This window comes from uncultured Granulicatella sp., assembly GCF_963516875.1.
Taxonomy (GTDB): Bacteria; Bacillota; Bacilli; order Lactobacillales; family Aerococcaceae; genus Granulicatella.
Genome location: NZ_CAUQCL010000002.1, coordinates 98,447 through 115,554, shown reverse-complemented (window position 1 = coordinate 115,554; position 17,108 = coordinate 98,447). Strand labels below are relative to the sequence as shown.

Sequence of the window (17,108 nt, the reverse complement as noted above, 5' to 3'; positions counted from 1 at the left end):
ATTACTCCTTATCAACGTATTTGGCTTTTAATACTAAGTGTTCTTCATATGTTTTTGCAAAATAAACTTCTTTTGTTTGAATATCCGCTACGAAATATTCATAATCTGTTTGAGCTGGATCAATAGCTGCTAAAATCGCTTCTTCACTTGGACTATTAAACGGTCCAGGACCCATTCCTCTATTTCTGTATAAATTATATGGAGAATTTACTTCCAAATCTTTTAATGTGACAACTTCTTTATGTTCCCCTAATGCATAAAGAACTGAAATATCTGTTTGTAACATCATATTTTTTTGTAAACGATTATAGAAAACACTGGCAATTTTTTGGCGATCTTCTAATTTATACCCTTCTTTTTCAAGTAAAGAAGCCATTGTTAAAATTTCATGGACGTTATAATTACCTTGAGAAATTTTCGCATAATATTTAGATAAAATACTATCTGTTTTAGCAACCATTTCTTCAATAATCATTTGTAAAGTTTTCGCTTCATCTGCATCATAAGTAGCAGGATATAAATAACCTTCTAAGAAATAACGAACATTTTTTGCTTTTTGAGCGTCTTTAAATAATCGAGGGAATTTTTGTATTAACTGATCAATAAAAGCTTGCTCTTGCACTTTATTCATAAAATCATCTTTAGAATATTTCGTTGATTTTTCAATTTCTTCAGCAATTCCAGTTAAAGTTTCACCTTCACGTACAACAACTTTTGCAACATTTGAAGATTTATCTTTCCCCCCATCTGCTAATTGCCCTAGAATTTGATCCAATGTCATTGATGGAGATAATTGGTAAAATCCTGCTTTAAAACCTGCTACATTTTTAAATTTAATATAAAAATTAAAAATTTTTGCATTACGAATGAGTTTATTTTCTTCTAATATTTTAGCAATTTGCTTCACAGAAGAGCCTGTTGGAATTTCCACTTCAATGGATTGAGTTTGTTTCGTATCGACAGGTTTTAATGAGCTAGACACATAATAATATCCATAAGCTCCACCACCAAGAACGATGATAGTTAATAAAATTGCAAAAAATCTAACAATATTTCGGGTAATTTTCGATTCTTTTTTCCGAATTGCTCTTAATTCATCATTTTCATGAAGAAATCCCCTACTAAAACGATCTCTTTTTGACATAATCCGCCTCCTTTTAACTTCGTTGTCATTATACATGAATTCCTATAATATTTGAAGACTAGGAGTTATACAATTATGTTACAAATTCTAACAATGAGACACATACAAGCGAAATTTAGGCATGAGACCGAAGGGCTGCTGCCTTCCTCCGCTACTTAAGTCAAGTCCCATCATTCAAACGTCCTCTCATATACACACGTCCACAAGAATAGACTTGACGCCGTAGCAGAAGTAAATGTAGCTAAAGCAGCTACATTTACAGGAAAAATCAAGACCTCGGCTCGATTTTTAGCCATGAGATTCGCTTGCGAAGCTGCTGACGTCCATTGCTACTTCAGTCAAGTCCAATCATTCAAACGCCCCCCATAAATACACGTCCAGAGAAATGGACTTGACGCTGTAGCGTTAGTACTAGAAGCCACACTGGCTTCTAGTACAGGAAATTTCGAGACCTAGGTTCAAAATTTAGGCATGAGACCGAAGGGCTGCTGCCTTCCTTCGCTACCCAAGGAAAGTCCAATTTCGCCCTATATAAGGAAAGAAGACACCAAATAGCATCCTATTCGGCGTCTTCCAACATCATTACTCTTCTTCTTCATCTAAGAAAGTATTTAAAACTTCCTCAATCATATCCCATTCTTCATCAGTTTCAATAGGAAGTAAGTCGCCTTCAGTACCATCTTCAGCTTCAACATATGAAAATGCTTGAAGTTCAACTTCCTCACCCTCAGGAATTCCTGCTGGGTATACTAAAACATATGATTTACCAAAATCTTCTGAATCAAAAGTAAATAAAACCTCGTGTAAGACTTCATTTCCCTCTTCATCAATAATTGTAATATGCTCATGTCCATCATGTTCATGTGTATGTTCTGTCATTACGTTTCCTCTTTTCTATTTAATATTTAAATCTAAATAATTTTGTAAAATGATGACGGCTGCTAACTTATCAATGACTTCTTTTCTCTTTTTACGAGAAACATTCGCCTCCTCAACAAGCATTCTTTCTGCTTGCATCGTTGTTAACCGCTCATCGTGAAAAACGATTGGAATTTCTAATCGCTTTTCTAAACTTCTACCATATTTTTGTGAAGCTTCTGCTCTTGGTCCAGCTGTATTGTTCATGTTTTTTGGCATACCAATAACAATCTTTTCAACTTCGTATTCTTTAACCAATTCCACCACACGGTTAAAACCAAATTCACTTGCAGCTTCATTAATCGCAATCGTTTCAACACCTTGAGCAGTCCAACCTAATGGGTCACTAATCGCAACTCCAACCGTTTTACTGCCGACATCTAATCCCATTACTCTCATTAACAATCTCTACCAGTCGAACGGATATAATGGCGGATTAATTCTTCGATAATTTCATCACGCTCGTGACGTCTTACTAGATTTCTAGCATCACGATGTCGAGGAATATAAGCTGGATCGCCAGATAATAAGTACCCAACAATTTGATTCACTGCACTATAACCTTTTTCGTTTAATGCATCATAAACAATTGTTAATGTCTCTTGTACTGTTTTTTCATTTTTATCATGAAAGTTAAATAGAACTGTTTCATCCATTGAACTCATATTAACACCTCATTTCTTTGTATCTTCATTCTACTAGATTTTTCATAAAACTACAATCAATTCGATAGAGATTAAACTTTCCTTAAAAAATGAAGTAGAATGGATTACATCCTACCCCATTTCGATTTAGTGATTAAGCTTGAGTTAAGAATTCTTCTACTGCTTTTAACGCAGCTGGAATTCCTGCTGGATTTTTACCACCGGCTTGAGCCATATCTGGACGGCCACCACCGCCACCTTGGATATGTGAAGCAATGGCTTTGATAATATCGCCTGCTTTAACTCCTTTTTCATTCGCATCTTTAGAAACTGCAGATAATAAATTCGCTTTTTCACCTTCATTTGTGGCAACTACAAATACATCACTTGCTGCTTTTTGTCTCCAAGTATCCGCTAATTGACGTAATTCATTCATATCTTTATTTGGTAAATGAACTGTAATAAATGAATAGTTTCCTGCTGTAGATACAGATTCAAATAAGTCTGCTACTTCAGATTTCATTAATTTCGCTTTTAGAGCTGAAATTTCATGTTGCGCTTCTTTTAATTCTTGTTGTAAATGAGAAACTCGTTCAGGAGTACTATCTAATTGAACAGCTTTAACATCACTTGCAATTTGTTTTAATAACAATTCATGTTTTGCTAATAACTCAAACGCTTCTTGACTAGTTACAGCTTCAATACGACGAACTCCTGCACCAATACCAGATTCAGAAATAATCTTGAATAGACCGATTTCTTGAGTATTTGAAACGTGAACCCCACCACATAATTCAATCGACCAGTTTGCAATGTTTACCATACGAACTTTATTACCATATTTTTCACCGAATAAAGCCATTGCACCTAATTTTTTAGCTTCTTCTAATGTAGTTTCAATAGTCACTACATCTAAAGCTGCCCAAATTTTTTCATTTACAATACGTTCCATTTCAGCCAATTCTTCAGCTGTTACTTGACCAAAGTGGCTAAAGTCAAAACGTAAGTATCCTGGAGCTACTAATGAACCTGCTTGGTTAGCATGTGTTCCTAATACTTCTTTTAATGCTTGGTGTAATAAGTGAGTTGCAGTGTGGTTTTTAATTAATTTAGCACGTTCTTGTTGATCCACTTCTAATACATAAGTTGAATTTAATTGCATTGGAGCAACAACATCAATTGTATGTAATGGTTGACCATTTGGAGCTTTCTTCACTTGAACAACAGTTGCAACTACTTGACCTGATTCATCTTTAATCACACCATGGTCAGATAATTGTCCACCCATTTCAGCATAGAATGGAGTTTGATTGAAGACTACTTGTACTCTTGTATCTTCTAAAGCAGATTCTACTAATTCATCTTCATATACAATCGCACTTAATAGACCTTTTTCAGTTGTACGGTCATATCCCACAAATGTACTTTCCACTGTAATATCACGTAAAACAGCTGATTGAACATTCATAGAAGTTTCTGTATTACGAGCTGCACGAGCACGTTCTTTTTGTGCTTTCATTTCAGCTTGGAATCCTTCTTCATCCACTTCATAACCATTATCACTAGCATATTCTAATGTTAATTCATAAGGGAATCCATAAGTATCATATAGTTTAAAGGCATTTTCACCTGATAAAACTGTTTGATTTTTCTCTTTCATTTCAGCAAATACTGTTTCTAAAATTGCAAGTCCATCATGAATAGTTTCTTGGAAACGATTTTCTTCATTTGCAATAACTTTTTGAATGAACTCCATATTTTCAGTTACTTCAGGATAGTAGCTGTGCATAATGCTCGCAACCGTTGGAACTAATTTCGTTAAGAATGAACCTTGAATTCCTAAACGTTGACCATGCATTACTGAACGACGAATTAAACGACGGATAATATATCCACGTCCTTCATTTGAAGGTAATGCACCATCACCAATTGCAAAACTTACTGCACGAATATGGTCAGCAATAACTTTAAATGAAACATCTAAATCTTTTGAAGCATTATATTTTTTACCAGCACTTAATTGTTCTAATTGTTGAATAATTGGCATGAATAAATCTGTTTCGAAGTTCGTTGGAGTATCCTGAATAACAGAAACTACACGCTCTAATCCCATCCCTGTATCGACGTTTTTATGTGGTAATGGAGGATATGTTCCGTCTGGCATATGGTTAAATTGAGAGAATACTAAGTTCCAAATTTCTAAGTAACGTTCGTTTTCTCCTCCTGGATAATTTTCAGGATCATCTTCAGCTAATGTTTGATATTTTTCACCACGATCATAGAAAATCTCAGTATCTGGTCCACATGGTCCAGCACCGATATCCCAGAAGTTATCTTCTACAGGAATAATATGGTCTTCTGGTAATCCTACTTTTTCCATCCATAATTGTTTTGTTTCAGGATCTTTTGGATAATAAGTTACATATAAACGATTTGGGTCTAATGACAACCATTTTTCACTAGTTAAAAATTCCCAAGCCCATGGAATTACTTCTTCTTTGAAGTAATCTCCAATTGAGAAGTTCCCCATCATTTCAAATAATGTATGGTGTCTTGCAGTGTGACCTACATTTTCAATATCATTTGTACGAATACTCTTTTGAGCATTTGTAATTCTTGGAACTTCTGGTGTTTCTGTTCCATCAAAATATTTTTTTAACGTAGCTACCCCTGAGTTAATCCATAATAATGTTGGATCATTAACAGGAATTAAACTTGCACTTGGATGTACCTTATGTCCTTTCTCTTGGAAGAAATCAAGATACATTTGACGAATTTCGCTACTAGATAATTTTTTCATCTTTACCATCCTTTTCGTTTATTATAGAAAATAAAAACTGCCCCATTGTTACAAGGGCGTCTACCACGCGGTACCACCTTGCTTACAATGAAACAGCATTTCATCCTCATTCATTCCGATAACGCGGGAAGCGTCTGTATTTCTACAAAAATCCAATCAGGAGCATAAATTTTGTGGTCGTTTTCACCGTCTAGACCTCTCTACTGTTAAAATTTTTTTATCTGACTGGGCAATACTCATTTAGTATAAGAAAATCTCTCACATTTGTCAAATTATTCGGTAGGATATCTGTTACTTTAACAGCTTCGCTAAACCTGCAAAGGAAGGTTGTTTTGCTTATCTTTATTCTTTTTAACAATATCAAGTAAAAACTTTTTTTGCTTAGAGGCTTGAATTTTTTTAAGTCTTCTTTGGTCAGTGTAATATCACGTGTAATACTCATTAAAAGCATAAATATTTCTTCCTCTCTCTAATTTATACGAAACTACCATTTTTATCCAATAACTTATTTTCCCTTTTCATTGACATAACTAGCTGAAAATACTAGGATATAGATAGAAAATAGAATTGCTCTTATGAGCGTTGGAAAATATCAATCTTATATTTTCCTCGAAAAAGATCCCTCGGTATTTCACCGAGGGGTCTTTTGGTTATTTATCAATTTTGTTATGTCTCACTATTTCTATCAAGCAAAACTAAAAGTTCATTTTTCTTTCGACAATTGCTTCTGTTAATGTTTGAGAAAAATTTAAACCTAATTCTCTGCCTAACTTATCAGCCCATCTCGGTATCGTTAAAGTCTTTTTTACTGGTTCTTGATTTCCTAAATAGTGATTTACATTTACTCCTACCATTGAAATAAACGATTTTTTTGAATCAAATTTTAATTCAATATCTTTATCATTCTTAAAAGGATTGTGTTCCACTAAAGATAAAGAATTTATATCTGATGGTTTAGGTAAATCTATATCATTTTCGATACAATCAGCAGCATTCATGCCTAGCCATTCACTTGCCATTTCCAATGCATCACTAATATCTTTCCCTTGAGTACCAGATATATTTGAAAAATCTGGAAAATGTACAAAGTAAGGTGCACTAGTACCATCTGAATCATCATAATAAAACAACGCTGGATAAATTACTAACATTTTCATACCTCCATTTAGAAAAGCAGAGGCTGAGTTTTACAACCCAGCTTGCTTTTTTATCCCTTTTTCAGTGAATTTATTTAACTCACCGTGGGGAATTATGATAGGTCTTTCTCCTTGTTTCTCCATTTTTACATGAGAACCTTTACCACCTTTTGTCTTTGACCAACCATGAGTGATAAGAAGTTTGACCATCTCATTTTGCGTCATCGGCATAGCGCTCTACCTCCTGACACAAAAATTATAGCACGTGTTACACGTGTTAATCAAGAATAATTACCTTCTCTCTCATATTTCGTAAAACGAAGAAAGACTTCCTCATAGTTGCATCCATAATAGTAGCCGAAACTCGGCTACTATTATTAGGAAATTTCGAGACCAAGGCTCGAAATTTAGGCATGAGACCGAAGGTCTACTGCCGTCCTTTGCTACTATAAAGGAAGTCTTTCGTAGTTTCCAATAAAAATTCTGTCCTACTTCAATTCCGGAATATACTCCTCATCCCCATAATTGAAAAACAGTTCAGTAGGTCCCTTTTGTTCAAAGATGTCTAACATTTGATCCAAATGCCATAATGGTTCTCTCTTCTTCAAATCTTCTAAAGAAATCCAAAACATATCTCCCTCAGAAGAAGAACGAAGTTCACCCGTGTAATGACTTGTCTTGTATAAAAAGACAATATACCGTGTTCCATCTGGTCGAATCCAATCCTTGATTCCACAAAACTCTAGATTACTAATCGTTAACCCCGTTTCTTCTTTTATTTCTCGAATGGTCGAATCTACAATCGATTCCATTGGTTCAATATGACCTCCAGGAAAGATTAGTCCTTGTGCATAACTCAAATTTTTCTCTTGCACTAAAACATTACCCTCTTGGTCATAAATCATACACATATTCGTCAATTCAGTATGAACAGTACGACTCATTTTCTAACTCCATTTCTCTTTAAAAATATTGAAGAAATTCTCCATAGCCTTCTTTTTCTAAATCAGCCTTTGGAATAAATCTTAATGCAGCAGAATTAATACAATAACGTAATCCACCTAACTCTTCAGGCCCATCTGGGAATACATGCCCTAGGTGAGAATCTGCTTTTTGACTTCGAACTTCCGTGCGAACACGATTTAGTTTATGGTCTTCTTTTTCTGTTAATGTTGTATTTTGAATCGGTCTTGAAAATGATGGCCATCCACAACCTGCATCAAATTTATCTTTTGAACTAAATAATGGTTCACCGCTCACGACATCTACATAAATTCCTTCTTCAAAAAATTCATCATATTCTCCTGAAAAAGGACGTTCTGTTGCTTCATTTTGAGTCACTTCATATTGAATTTCTGTTAATCGTTGTTTTAATGCTTCTTTTGAAAAATCTGACATTTTTCTTCCTCCTAATCTTCAAACTTCCACTTCGATTGATGTGGATCTTGAATTCGTTTAAATAATTTTTCTAAATCTTTATTGCTTAAATGAACTAATACTGGTCTACCATGAGGACAATTATACGGATTTTTACATTTTGCTAAGTCCACTAATAATTGTTCCGCTTCAAGCGTTGTAAGACGATGATTCGCTTTAATCGAACCTTTACAGCTCATCATAATAGCAGTCGCTTTACGTAACTGAGCCACGGTTACTTTTTGATTCGAGAGAACTAAATCAATAATTTCCTCAATAATTTCTTTTTCTTCTCCCTCCTTCATCCAACTAGGGTGAGACTGAATTTGAAACGTATGCGTACCAAATGGCTCGATTTCAATACCAAATTCTCGAATCATTTCTAAGGACTCCTGTAATTTTAACGCTTCTTTTTTAGAAAATTCCATGACAATCGGAATCATTAATGATTGACTCACCGGTGCTACTTCTCCAATGGACACTTTAAAAATTTCATATTTAATCCGTTCCTGAGCAGCATGTTGATCTATCATGTATAAACCTTTTTCATTTTGCGCAAATAAATATGTTCCATGCATTTGTCCAAAATAATGTAATTCTGGAAAATCAGTTTCAAAATTCTCTTCATCCAAATCTTGAGATAATTTCCAATAATTCGCTTTTTCTTGGTGAAAATCGATACGACAATCTTCGCATTCCTTTTTGTTATGAACCGTTATTTGTACTGGAATTTCTTCTGTTAGTTTTTCAGAATGTTCTCTCTCAAATGGACTCTCTTCGGTTTCTAAAGGTAAAGCTTCAGAACTCACCTCTTCACTTGCATACGAAGGAGTCTCCTCCTCTTGAATCCACTCGCTGGGAGTCTCAACTCGAATGGACCGCTGAACAGGTTTTAAGTCAAAGTTCAATGTTTCTTGTTCTACTACTGGTCGAACAGTTGTCGAATCCAATGTTTTTCGTTTAAATGGTAAATCTTCTAGTGATTCAGGAATACGCTGTACTCCTTGGATTGATTCATGTATCGCTTTTTGAATAAGGGCTGAAAGCTCCAATTCCTTACTGATACGAACTTCTTGCTTTGTTGGATGCACATTGACATCAACTAATTGGAAATCCATTTCAATATCAATCACCGTAATTGGAAAACGTCCCACCATTAAGGTAGAACCATAACCTGCCACAATTGCTTTAGAAATGGCAATATTGCGAATTGAACGACCATTGATAAAAATCGAAATATAATTTCTGTTAGATCTTGTTAATTCGGGTAAAGAAGTATACCCACTAACTGTGAAGTCGTCATCTTCCCCACTAAACGCTAACATTTTACGAGCATTAGTAGGACCTAAATTCCCGGCAATTGCTTGGCGTAAATCGCCATTTCCTGCTGTACGAATTAATTCATTTCCTTCATTTCTTAAAATAATCGAAATTTCTGGATGACTCAGAGAGATTTTACTCACGACATCAGTAATATGAGCAATTTCCGTTTGAAGGGTTCGAACAAATTTCAATCGAGCAGGAGTATTATAAAATAAATCTGAAACTTCAATGGTCGTCCCTTTTAACGGAGGCACTTGCGTTTCTTCTACAATATTTCCTGCCTCAACTTTTAACTGAGTTCCCACATCTTCTCCTGTTGAAGTCGTTAATGTCACTTTTGAAACAGCTGTAATACTCGCTAAAGCTTCTCCTCTGAATCCTAATGTTTTAATGCGGAATAATTGTTCAGGTGAGTAGATTTTACTCGTTGTATGACGACGAATCGATAACACTGCATCTTCACGACTCATCCCTGAACCGTTATCAGTGATTCTAATCAGTTTTAATCCTGCTTCTTCAATTTCAATGACAATTCTTGTACTGCCAGCATCTACTGCATTTTCCAATAATTCTTTGACAACAGATGACGGTCGTTCAATCACTTCCCCTGCTGCTATCTGATTGGTTAATAAAGCACTTAATTCCTTAATTTTCCCCATAGACTCACCCTTTCAGTCTTGTTTGCCATTGGTCGATAAATTGCAACGCTTGAAGTGGCGTTAAATTCATCACTCGAACAGATTTTATCTCCTCTAATACTTCTTGGTCGAGATTACTTGTAAATAAATCCAATTGTTCTGATTCGACACGTGGAACTTCAACTGTAGCACCACTTTCTACAATTTCCACTTCAGCCTTTTTCACTGGAGCTTCTTCTTGAAGATTCGCTTGCGAATTGTTTTCTAAAATCGTTAAAATATTTTCCGCATGACTTAATAATGATGAAGGTAATCCTGCTAATTTAGCAACATGAATTCCGTAACTCTTATCTGCTGGACCTTCCATAATTTTATGAAGGAAGACTACTTCACCATCTTTTTCAATTGCTCCTACATGAACATTTTTCAAATCTTCATACGTATCACTTAAAGCGGTTAATTCATGATAATGAGTTGAGAAAAGGACTTTCGCAGTTAAATGTTCATGAATATAGCCAATAATGGCATGAGCAAGAGCCATCCCATCATAGGTAGCTGTCCCTCTTCCGATTTCATCAAATAATAATAAACTAGTTGGATCAGCTTGACGTAGTGCTGTATTAGTTTCCATCATTTCTACCATGAAGGTACTTTGACCTGAAATTAAATCATCTGCGGCACCAATTCGTGTAAAGATTTTCGTAAAAATTGGAATTTTTGCACTTATCGCAGGAACAAAGCAACCAATTTGAGATAGAATCACACAAAGCGCTAACTGTCTCATATAAGTTGATTTTCCAGACATATTTGGTCCTGTAATTAATAAAATATGATCTTCCGGTGTCATTTGAATCGAATTAGGAACATAACTAGATCGTCCCATCACTTTTTCAACAACGGGATGACGACCATCGATAATTTCTAACGAACGATCCATTAACGAAATCGTAGGTCTTACTAATTGATACGCTTCACTCACGGTACTAAATGATTGCAGTACATCAATCGTAGCAACTGCTTTTGCTAATTCTTGTAATTGTTCCGTATAAGTTTTCACTTCTTCACGAACAGCCACAAATAATTCATATTCTAGTAAACTTGATTTCTCTTCTGCTTCTAAAATCAATGCTTCTTTTTCTTTTAATTCAGGTGTAATAAAACGTTCTGCATTACTTAAAGTTTGTTTTCGTTCATAGCGACTATCGTCTAATTGAGAAAGATTCGCTTTTGTCACTTCGATATAATAACCGAACACTTTATTATAACTGATTTTTAAGGATTTAATCCCTGTAGCTTCTCGCTCTGATTGTTGTAATTGAGCAATCCATTCTTTTCCATGCGCCATTGTTTCACGGTAAAGGTCTAATGTTTCATGATAGCCTTTTTTAATGATATTCCCATCTGATAAAGAGACTGGTGCATCTTCATCAATCGCTCTTTCAATGTGTTCATATAATTCTGGAATCGCATGTAATTGTTGTTTTAACTTTTGCCATTTCGGATGATTCAAACTATCGGCAATCGCTCTAAACACAGGAACTTTCGCCAAAGTTTGTTTTAATTGTAATAAATCTCTTGCATTGGCTGTTCCAAATGAAACTTTCCCAACAATGCGCTCTAAATCATACACACCTTTTAAAGCTTCAATAAAATCAATACGTTCAAAATAATGTTGCTTCAAACTTTCAACTAAATCATGTCGTTCTTCAATCTCAGTTTGAAGCACTAATGGTTTTTCAATCCATTGTTTTAATAAACGAGCTCCCATTGCTGTCTGAGTTTCATCAAGGAACCAATAAAGCGAACCTTGTTTTTGCTGAGTTCGAATCGTACTTGTTAACTCTAAATTTCTTTTCGCTTCATAGTTCATGAATAAGTAAAAGTCTCGTTCATAGTAACTCGCTTTTTGCAGATGAGTGAAGCTTTTCTTTTGAGTTTTCGCTAAGTAAGATAATAAACCTTCCAGAACTTCATAGACATCTTCTTGCTCGATATCTTCTAATAACGCATCGAAACTTCCTTTTTGAATCTCTTCAGTTTGTAAGGTAGATTGTAAAATATCAAAATACAAACACATTTCTTCTAATGCTTCAGAAGAAAAATCTCCTACTTTCACTAATTCTCTCGTTTTCAAACTCGAGCATTCACTACGAACTTCTTCCATTGATTGCACACGAGTCCCTTTTAATTCCCCTGTTGCAACATCAACATATCCTAACGCATAAGAATCTTTCGATAATGGCTTTAATGCTATTAAATAGTTATTCGCATGTTGTTGAGAATATTCCGTATACGTCCCAGGCGTTAAAACTTGAACAACATCTCTTTTGACCATTCCTTTAGTAAATTTAGGATCTTCTAATTGCTCACAAATGGCAACTTTCTTTCCATATTCAATTAATGTTCGAATATATTCTTTAGCAGAATGATGAGGAACTCCACACATCGGAATTGGATCTTCTGCATTTTTATTTCGACACGTCAGTGTAATTTCTAATATACGTGCGGCTTCTAGCGCATCATCATAAAATAATTCATAAAAATCTCCCAAACGATAAAACAATAAACAATCCGGATATTGTTCCTTAATCGAAAAATATTGTTCCATCATAGGTGTTCTCTTCGTTTTTTGAGGCATTCGTAAAATTTTCTCCTTTATTATTCCATAAATGGTTGATCTGGTGAAATTTTAATCGGTAAAATTTTCTTCACTTTTCCCGTTGCATCATCGCATTCAATAAAACAAGCGGATAATTGCACATCATCAGGATCAGATACTTCAAATCGTGTTGGCAATTGGTTTAAAAATTTACCAATAATCGCTTCTCTTTCCATTCCTAAAATTCCATTATAAGGGCCTGTCATCCCCACATCACACATCACAGCCGTTCCCTCTGGTAAAATACGAGCATCATTCGTTTGAACATGCGTATGAGTTCCAATGACTGCAGTCACTTTTCCATCTAAAAACCAACCCATCGCTTGTTTTTCACTTGTTACTTCCGCATGAAAATCCACAAAAATAATAGGCGTTCTCTTACGAGCTGTTTCAATCAGTGACTGAATGACTTGGAATGGATCATCTAATGTATTCATAAAGACACGACCTTGTAAGTTAATGACACAGACTTCCATTTGATTACACTTAACAAATACCATCCCTTGCCCTGGAACTCCTGCTGGATAATTCGCTGGACGAACCATTTTCTTAGCATCATCAATAAATTCAAAAATATCCCGATTATCAAAAGCATGGTTTCCTAATGTCACAACATCTGCACCCGCTTGTAATAATTGCTTATAAATTTTCTCCGTAATGCCCTTTCCATTCGCAGCATTTTCTCCATTAACAATTGTTACTTGAGGTTTATATTTTTTCTTTAATTTTGGTAAATAATCTTCAATTGCTTGACGACCTGGAGCACCAACAACGTCTCCAACAAATAATAACTTCATGTGACTCCTCTTTCTATTTCATCTTCTATTAGTGTAACAACAAATGTTTTGAAATGATAGTGTTTTGCTGAAAGAATTTTAGTTGGAGTGCAAAAAAACTCTTAAAGTCCTCACCCAGACCTTAAGAGTTTTCAATAACTATTTATACAAATACAACTTGAACTAAAATCATATAAATCATCGTTGGAACAAAAATACTTAATAATGTATTTTGCTTCCACCAATGTAATACTACTACACAAGCAATACTAATAAGTTCTGCAGCCCCAAATGGTGCTTGTGTCCATGCTACATCTTTAACACAATAAATGACTAATGTTGTCATAATAGCTTTAGGCAATACTTGCGCAATAAATTGTAAGCGAGGAGGTAATACATCATGATGACGGAACATGACATAAGGGAATAATCTCAATCCGAATGTCACAATCATTGCAACCATCATGCTTAAAAAAATCATCATTGGTGTCATTTTGATACTTCCTCCTTCAATTTGTGTTTCATATTTCTTTCAAAAATTATCATTAATAAAATAACTGTACAAGCTAAGCTTGGTAATAAGAAGTATTTTGGACCTACTGTAATTAACCAGAACAATGCACTACTTCCACCGATTAAGAATGGATAATAACGATCACTTTGCATGATTTGATTGACCACAATTAGAACGAATAATGCCGTCATTGAAAAATCAATTCCTTTTGCTGAAAATGGAATAAAGTTTCCTGCGATAACACCCACCATTGTTCCGAATACCCAGTACACATGATTCAAAAAGGCAAGATAGACATGGACAATATCAGAATAAGTTCCCTCTTCCTCTTGTTTCATACCAACCATAACAGAAAATGTTTCATCTGATAATGCGAAAATTAAATAGAATGCTTTCCATCCTAATCTCTTAAATAATTCAATAAAACTAATACCGTAAAACATCATACGAGCATTGATTAACAAGGTCATAATCGCAATCATCCCAAGACCCAAACCAGCATTCATAAAGCTAACAATGGCAAATTGCATTGAACCTGCATACATAAAAATACTAGAAAAAATTGCCCACCAACCAGAATAACCATCTTGTACCATTAATATGGCAAAAGCAATCCCTAAAAATAAATAACCAAAGAAAATTGGTAATGATAATTTAAATGCTTGTTTCCATTCCTTCATTTCTAAACTCCTTTTCTTTCATATACAAATGACAGTGTACCTAATCTTCTACTAGCTTGCAACTAATAACTATGGAAATAACGGAATAAAATACAAGAAGAAAAACTCCCTTTGTTGTGAGGTCGCCAGTAGCCACCTTTGGTGTCTCTTGGCTAAAATTCGAGCCTTGGTCTCGAATTTTACCTTGTAAAAAAATCTATTAAAAATTAGATTTTTTCACTTTCACTACAAAGAAATTTTTCTTCTTGTATTTTATATTCTTAAACGTATTTCTAGCTGATAGTTTGAACACCAAAAAAAACAGCACAAAATGCTGGTTTTTTATCGAAAGTAATGCCTCCATTACTTAATGCTCTTTAGAGCGTCTCTTTAAGTTGTTTATATTGTATTATTTTTAATAAATTATTTCAATATGTTTCACAAAATATATTTTTCCCCTGTCAAACACAAGTGATAATGTCTCAATAAAACACAAACAAAAAAGTACGCATTTTCCGACTCGAAAATAAAACTCCTAAAACATTATTAAATCATGATTTAAGAGACATTTGATTTCTGTAAATTGTCAAACACCAATTTTTTTATAAAAAAATTAATACGTAATAAAAGTAAGAAGAAAATACTTTTTATTTGCGAGGTTATCAGCAGTCTATACGGTCTCATGACTAAAAAAGATTATTCTGCTACCTTTTATACTATATTCACGTTTTTTCACTGATTAAATTTTTTAACCCATATAAATGCTACAAAAAAATGAACACTTTTAAAATTAAAATTCTTATATTTTTAACTTTCTTTCATTACGGATATTACGGAACATAGTATCTCTCCTCTTTGATTACTTTATACGCTTAATCCCTAATCCTTAAAGTTTAAGTAATCAATTCCTAAAACTTTTATTTTTCATAAGTTTAGAGTATAAATTCCCAAAACTTTTATTCGCTCTATTTTACTTTCTCAAATAAAAAGCTTGCTCACAATATATTGTAAACAAGCTTTTTACCAATACAAATACTTTTTTGTTTCACTTCATTACTCCTTAAATAACTTCTCTAAATTCCGAGTTGGTGATTCAATTTCATATCCCGTTTCGTCCATATTTCTTTTCACTTTTCTTGTATTCATTTCTCAACTATGTCGAACAGAAATAATCTTATCTGCCTAATTTTCTTATTCAAATTTCATACATCGTTTATTCCTCCTACGATAAGTACGCAGTTAATTCTGATTCTGATATGTTTAACTGTTGAGCTCCATTTTCAATAGACAAAAGTCCTTTATTTATCAATCCAACAATGGTTAAGATGGCACCTTTTTCTATTCCTTCTTCGATTCCTTCCATTCTTGCTAGTTGTTTTTCTTCTGCGACATATTCTAAATACGCATAGTAGCCATCCAGTTTTCTTGTTCGATTATCATACATCGTTCGTTCCTCCTACAATAAGTATGCAGTCAATTCCGACTCTGACATATTTAATCTCTTTGCCCCACTTTCGATTGTAAGAATACCATCTTTGATTAAACCGACAATAGTTGTGATTGCTCCTTTTTCTATTCCTTCTTCAATTCCTTCCATTCTTGCCAATTCTTTTTCTTCTGCGACATACTCTAAATGCGCATAGTAGCCATCTAGTTTTCTTGTTCGATCATCATACATCGTTTGTTCCTCCTCCGTCCAGCCAGTTCGATTCATAATCATGTCAGCTGTTTCTAAAATTGTCTCAGGATTTTGTGTATAAGGTTTGTTCCCAAAAAACTCAATCCATCGAACTTTCCTATAGTGTTTTATTTTAGTTGGATCATATTTATCTAATTCTAAAAATGCCATACGCATTAAGTTACGTTTTTCTTTGATTCCTTTAAAATATACTTTTAATTCTTCGTAGGATTCATCATCTCTTAAGCTAAATGAATGATACATACGATCATCTTCAAAATATCGTTCCTGTGTAATCGCAATGGCATATACTGGAATCATTTCTTTTGCGAGATGATAGGTTTGCGTACCATCTTTTTTATGCATATTCATATTTTTAGAAACTTGTTCACATAAATATAAGCATAAACGTTTGATAAAGTCAATCTGTAAGGCTACTTGTATTTCAATAATAATTTGTGTGTGATCATCTAGCTCTGCCAAAACATCAATATGGGTTGAATACGGAAATTCATCCAAATAAAATTCATGAATTTGTGTACTTTCTAAAATTTTTACGCTTTCAACTGGTAAATCAAATATGTCTCTTATAAACTGCGCAGTAACTAATGTATTACTAAAAATCTTCTTTGCCATTAAGTCCATCATTGGTCTTGCCCCTTCAATTCTCTCTTTCATATAATTTCGTCCTCTCTCTATTTATTTTAAGCATCTCCCAGTGACTTTCACCAGAAATTACACTTCACTCTATAAATACGCAAAAAAAGACGAAAAATATTTTTTTATTTGCAAAAACTTTAAAA

16 protein-coding genes are annotated in these 17,108 nt (G+C 34.1%); all 16 read right to left on the bottom strand.

From position 1 onward, the window contains the following. Position 1 precedes the first annotated feature (1 nt). The 16 genes from mltG to RWM24_RS01300 all read right to left on the bottom strand — a co-directional run bounded on the left by mltG (position 2) and on the right by RWM24_RS01300 (position 16,983). Positions 2-1,144, bottom strand: a complete 1,143-nt coding sequence (gene mltG, locus RWM24_RS01375; RefSeq protein WP_314110843.1) for an endolytic transglycosylase MltG — start codon at positions 1,142-1,144, stop codon at positions 2-4. Between the two features lie 582 nt (positions 1,145-1,726). Further along, positions 1,727-2,023, bottom strand: coding sequence for a DUF1292 domain-containing protein (locus RWM24_RS01370; protein ID WP_006702829.1), 297 nt, complete (start codon positions 2,021-2,023; stop codon positions 1,727-1,729). Positions 2,024-2,038: 15 nt separating this feature from the next. Further along, on the bottom strand, positions 2,039-2,461 hold the full coding sequence (gene ruvX / locus RWM24_RS01365; RefSeq protein WP_227931530.1) for a Holliday junction resolvase RuvX: 423 nt from the start codon (positions 2,459-2,461) through the stop codon (positions 2,039-2,041). Continuing rightward, the gene (locus RWM24_RS01360; protein ID WP_314110840.1) at positions 2,461-2,727 is read right to left on the bottom strand and encodes an IreB family regulatory phosphoprotein; all 267 of its coding nucleotides are present in this window, start codon (positions 2,725-2,727) and stop codon (positions 2,461-2,463) included. The genes ruvX and RWM24_RS01360 overlap by 1 nt, the downstream gene beginning before the upstream one ends. A gap of 133 nt (positions 2,728-2,860) precedes the next feature. Then, positions 2,861-5,506, bottom strand: coding sequence for an alanine--tRNA ligase (gene alaS / locus RWM24_RS01355; protein WP_314110839.1), 2,646 nt, complete (start codon positions 5,504-5,506; stop codon positions 2,861-2,863). A gap of 695 nt (positions 5,507-6,201) precedes the next feature. After that, a complete protein-coding gene (locus RWM24_RS01350; RefSeq protein ID WP_314110837.1) occupies positions 6,202-6,657 on the bottom strand; it encodes a type II toxin-antitoxin system HicB family antitoxin in 456 nt (151 codons plus the stop codon). Positions 6,658-6,693: 36 nt separating this feature from the next. Further along, positions 6,694-6,873, bottom strand: coding sequence for a type II toxin-antitoxin system HicA family toxin (locus tag RWM24_RS01345; RefSeq protein ID WP_314110835.1), 180 nt, complete (start codon positions 6,871-6,873; stop codon positions 6,694-6,696). Positions 6,874-7,130: 257 nt separating this feature from the next. After that, positions 7,131-7,586 carry an 8-oxo-dGTP diphosphatase gene (locus RWM24_RS01340; RefSeq protein WP_314110833.1) on the bottom strand — a complete coding sequence of 152 codons (456 nt, stop codon included), beginning with the start codon at positions 7,584-7,586 and terminating at the stop codon, positions 7,131-7,133. 19 nt (positions 7,587-7,605) lie between these two features. Continuing rightward, positions 7,606-8,040, bottom strand: a complete 435-nt coding sequence (msrB, locus tag RWM24_RS01335) for a peptide-methionine (R)-S-oxide reductase MsrB (protein ID WP_227931537.1) — start codon at positions 8,038-8,040, stop codon at positions 7,606-7,608. A gap of 11 nt (positions 8,041-8,051) precedes the next feature. After that, entirely contained in the window at positions 8,052-10,040 is a 1,989-nt protein-coding gene (gene mutL / locus RWM24_RS01330) for a DNA mismatch repair endonuclease MutL (protein WP_314110830.1), read from the bottom strand. Between the two features lie 4 nt (positions 10,041-10,044). Beyond that, positions 10,045-12,657 carry a DNA mismatch repair protein MutS gene (mutS, locus tag RWM24_RS01325; RefSeq protein ID WP_314110829.1) on the bottom strand — a complete coding sequence of 871 codons (2,613 nt, stop codon included), beginning with the start codon at positions 12,655-12,657 and terminating at the stop codon, positions 10,045-10,047. A gap of 20 nt (positions 12,658-12,677) precedes the next feature. Further along, entirely contained in the window at positions 12,678-13,475 is a 798-nt protein-coding gene (locus tag RWM24_RS01320) for a TIGR00282 family metallophosphoesterase (protein WP_314110827.1), read from the bottom strand. A 142-nt stretch (positions 13,476-13,617) separates the two neighbouring features. Then, positions 13,618-13,947 carry an AzlD domain-containing protein gene (locus tag RWM24_RS01315; RefSeq protein WP_314110825.1) on the bottom strand — a complete coding sequence of 110 codons (330 nt, stop codon included), beginning with the start codon at positions 13,945-13,947 and terminating at the stop codon, positions 13,618-13,620. Beyond that, the gene (locus RWM24_RS01310) at positions 13,944-14,648 is read right to left on the bottom strand and encodes an AzlC family ABC transporter permease (protein WP_314110824.1); all 705 of its coding nucleotides are present in this window, start codon (positions 14,646-14,648) and stop codon (positions 13,944-13,946) included. The genes RWM24_RS01315 and RWM24_RS01310 overlap by 4 nt, the downstream gene beginning before the upstream one ends. Before the next feature lie 1,201 nt (positions 14,649-15,849). After that, the gene (locus RWM24_RS01305; RefSeq protein WP_314110822.1) at positions 15,850-16,071 is read right to left on the bottom strand and encodes a hypothetical protein; all 222 of its coding nucleotides are present in this window, start codon (positions 16,069-16,071) and stop codon (positions 15,850-15,852) included. A gap of 12 nt (positions 16,072-16,083) precedes the next feature. Then, a complete protein-coding gene (locus tag RWM24_RS01300) occupies positions 16,084-16,983 on the bottom strand; it encodes an Rpn family recombination-promoting nuclease/putative transposase (protein WP_314110821.1) in 900 nt (299 codons plus the stop codon). Between the last annotated feature and the right edge of the window lie 125 nt (positions 16,984-17,108).

What these genes read in the sequence shown, in the direction of transcription:
- RWM24_RS01310 (WP_314110824.1), bottom strand. Translation starts at nt 14,648, where the DNA reads ATGAAGGAATGGAAACAAGCATTTAAATTATCATTACCAATTTTCTTT.
- mutS (WP_314110829.1), bottom strand. Translation starts at nt 12,657, where the DNA reads ATGCCTCAAAAAACGAAGAGAACACCTATGATGGAACAATATTTTTCG.
- RWM24_RS01350 (WP_314110837.1), bottom strand. Translation starts at nt 6,657, where the DNA reads ATGTTAGTAATTTATCCAGCGTTGTTTTATTATGATGATTCAGATGGT.
- mutL (WP_314110830.1), bottom strand. Translation starts at nt 10,040, where the DNA reads ATGGGGAAAATTAAGGAATTAAGTGCTTTATTAACCAATCAGATAGCA.
- RWM24_RS01320 (WP_314110827.1), bottom strand. Translation starts at nt 13,475, where the DNA reads ATGAAGTTATTATTTGTTGGAGACGTTGTTGGTGCTCCAGGTCGTCAA.
- RWM24_RS01370 (WP_006702829.1), bottom strand. Translation starts at nt 2,023, where the DNA reads ATGACAGAACATACACATGAACATGATGGACATGAGCATATTACAATT.
- RWM24_RS01315 (WP_314110825.1), bottom strand. Translation starts at nt 13,947, where the DNA reads ATGACACCAATGATGATTTTTTTAAGCATGATGGTTGCAATGATTGTG.
- msrB (WP_227931537.1), bottom strand. Translation starts at nt 8,040, where the DNA reads ATGTCAGATTTTTCAAAAGAAGCATTAAAACAACGATTAACAGAAATT.
- mltG (WP_314110843.1), bottom strand. Translation starts at nt 1,144, where the DNA reads ATGTCAAAAAGAGATCGTTTTAGTAGGGGATTTCTTCATGAAAATGAT.
- ruvX (WP_227931530.1), bottom strand. Translation starts at nt 2,461, where the DNA reads ATGAGAGTAATGGGATTAGATGTCGGCAGTAAAACGGTTGGAGTTGCG.
- RWM24_RS01345 (WP_314110835.1), bottom strand. Translation starts at nt 6,873, where the DNA reads ATGCCGATGACGCAAAATGAGATGGTCAAACTTCTTATCACTCATGGT.
- alaS (WP_314110839.1), bottom strand. Translation starts at nt 5,506, where the DNA reads ATGAAAAAATTATCTAGTAGCGAAATTCGTCAAATGTATCTTGATTTC.
- RWM24_RS01300 (WP_314110821.1), bottom strand. Translation starts at nt 16,983, where the DNA reads ATGAAAGAGAGAATTGAAGGGGCAAGACCAATGATGGACTTAATGGCA.
- RWM24_RS01360 (WP_314110840.1), bottom strand. Translation starts at nt 2,727, where the DNA reads ATGAGTTCAATGGATGAAACAGTTCTATTTAACTTTCATGATAAAAAT.
- RWM24_RS01305 (WP_314110822.1), bottom strand. Translation starts at nt 16,071, where the DNA reads ATGTATGATAATCGAACAAGAAAACTGGATGGCTACTATGCGTATTTA.
- RWM24_RS01340 (WP_314110833.1), bottom strand. Translation starts at nt 7,586, where the DNA reads ATGAGTCGTACTGTTCATACTGAATTGACGAATATGTGTATGATTTAT.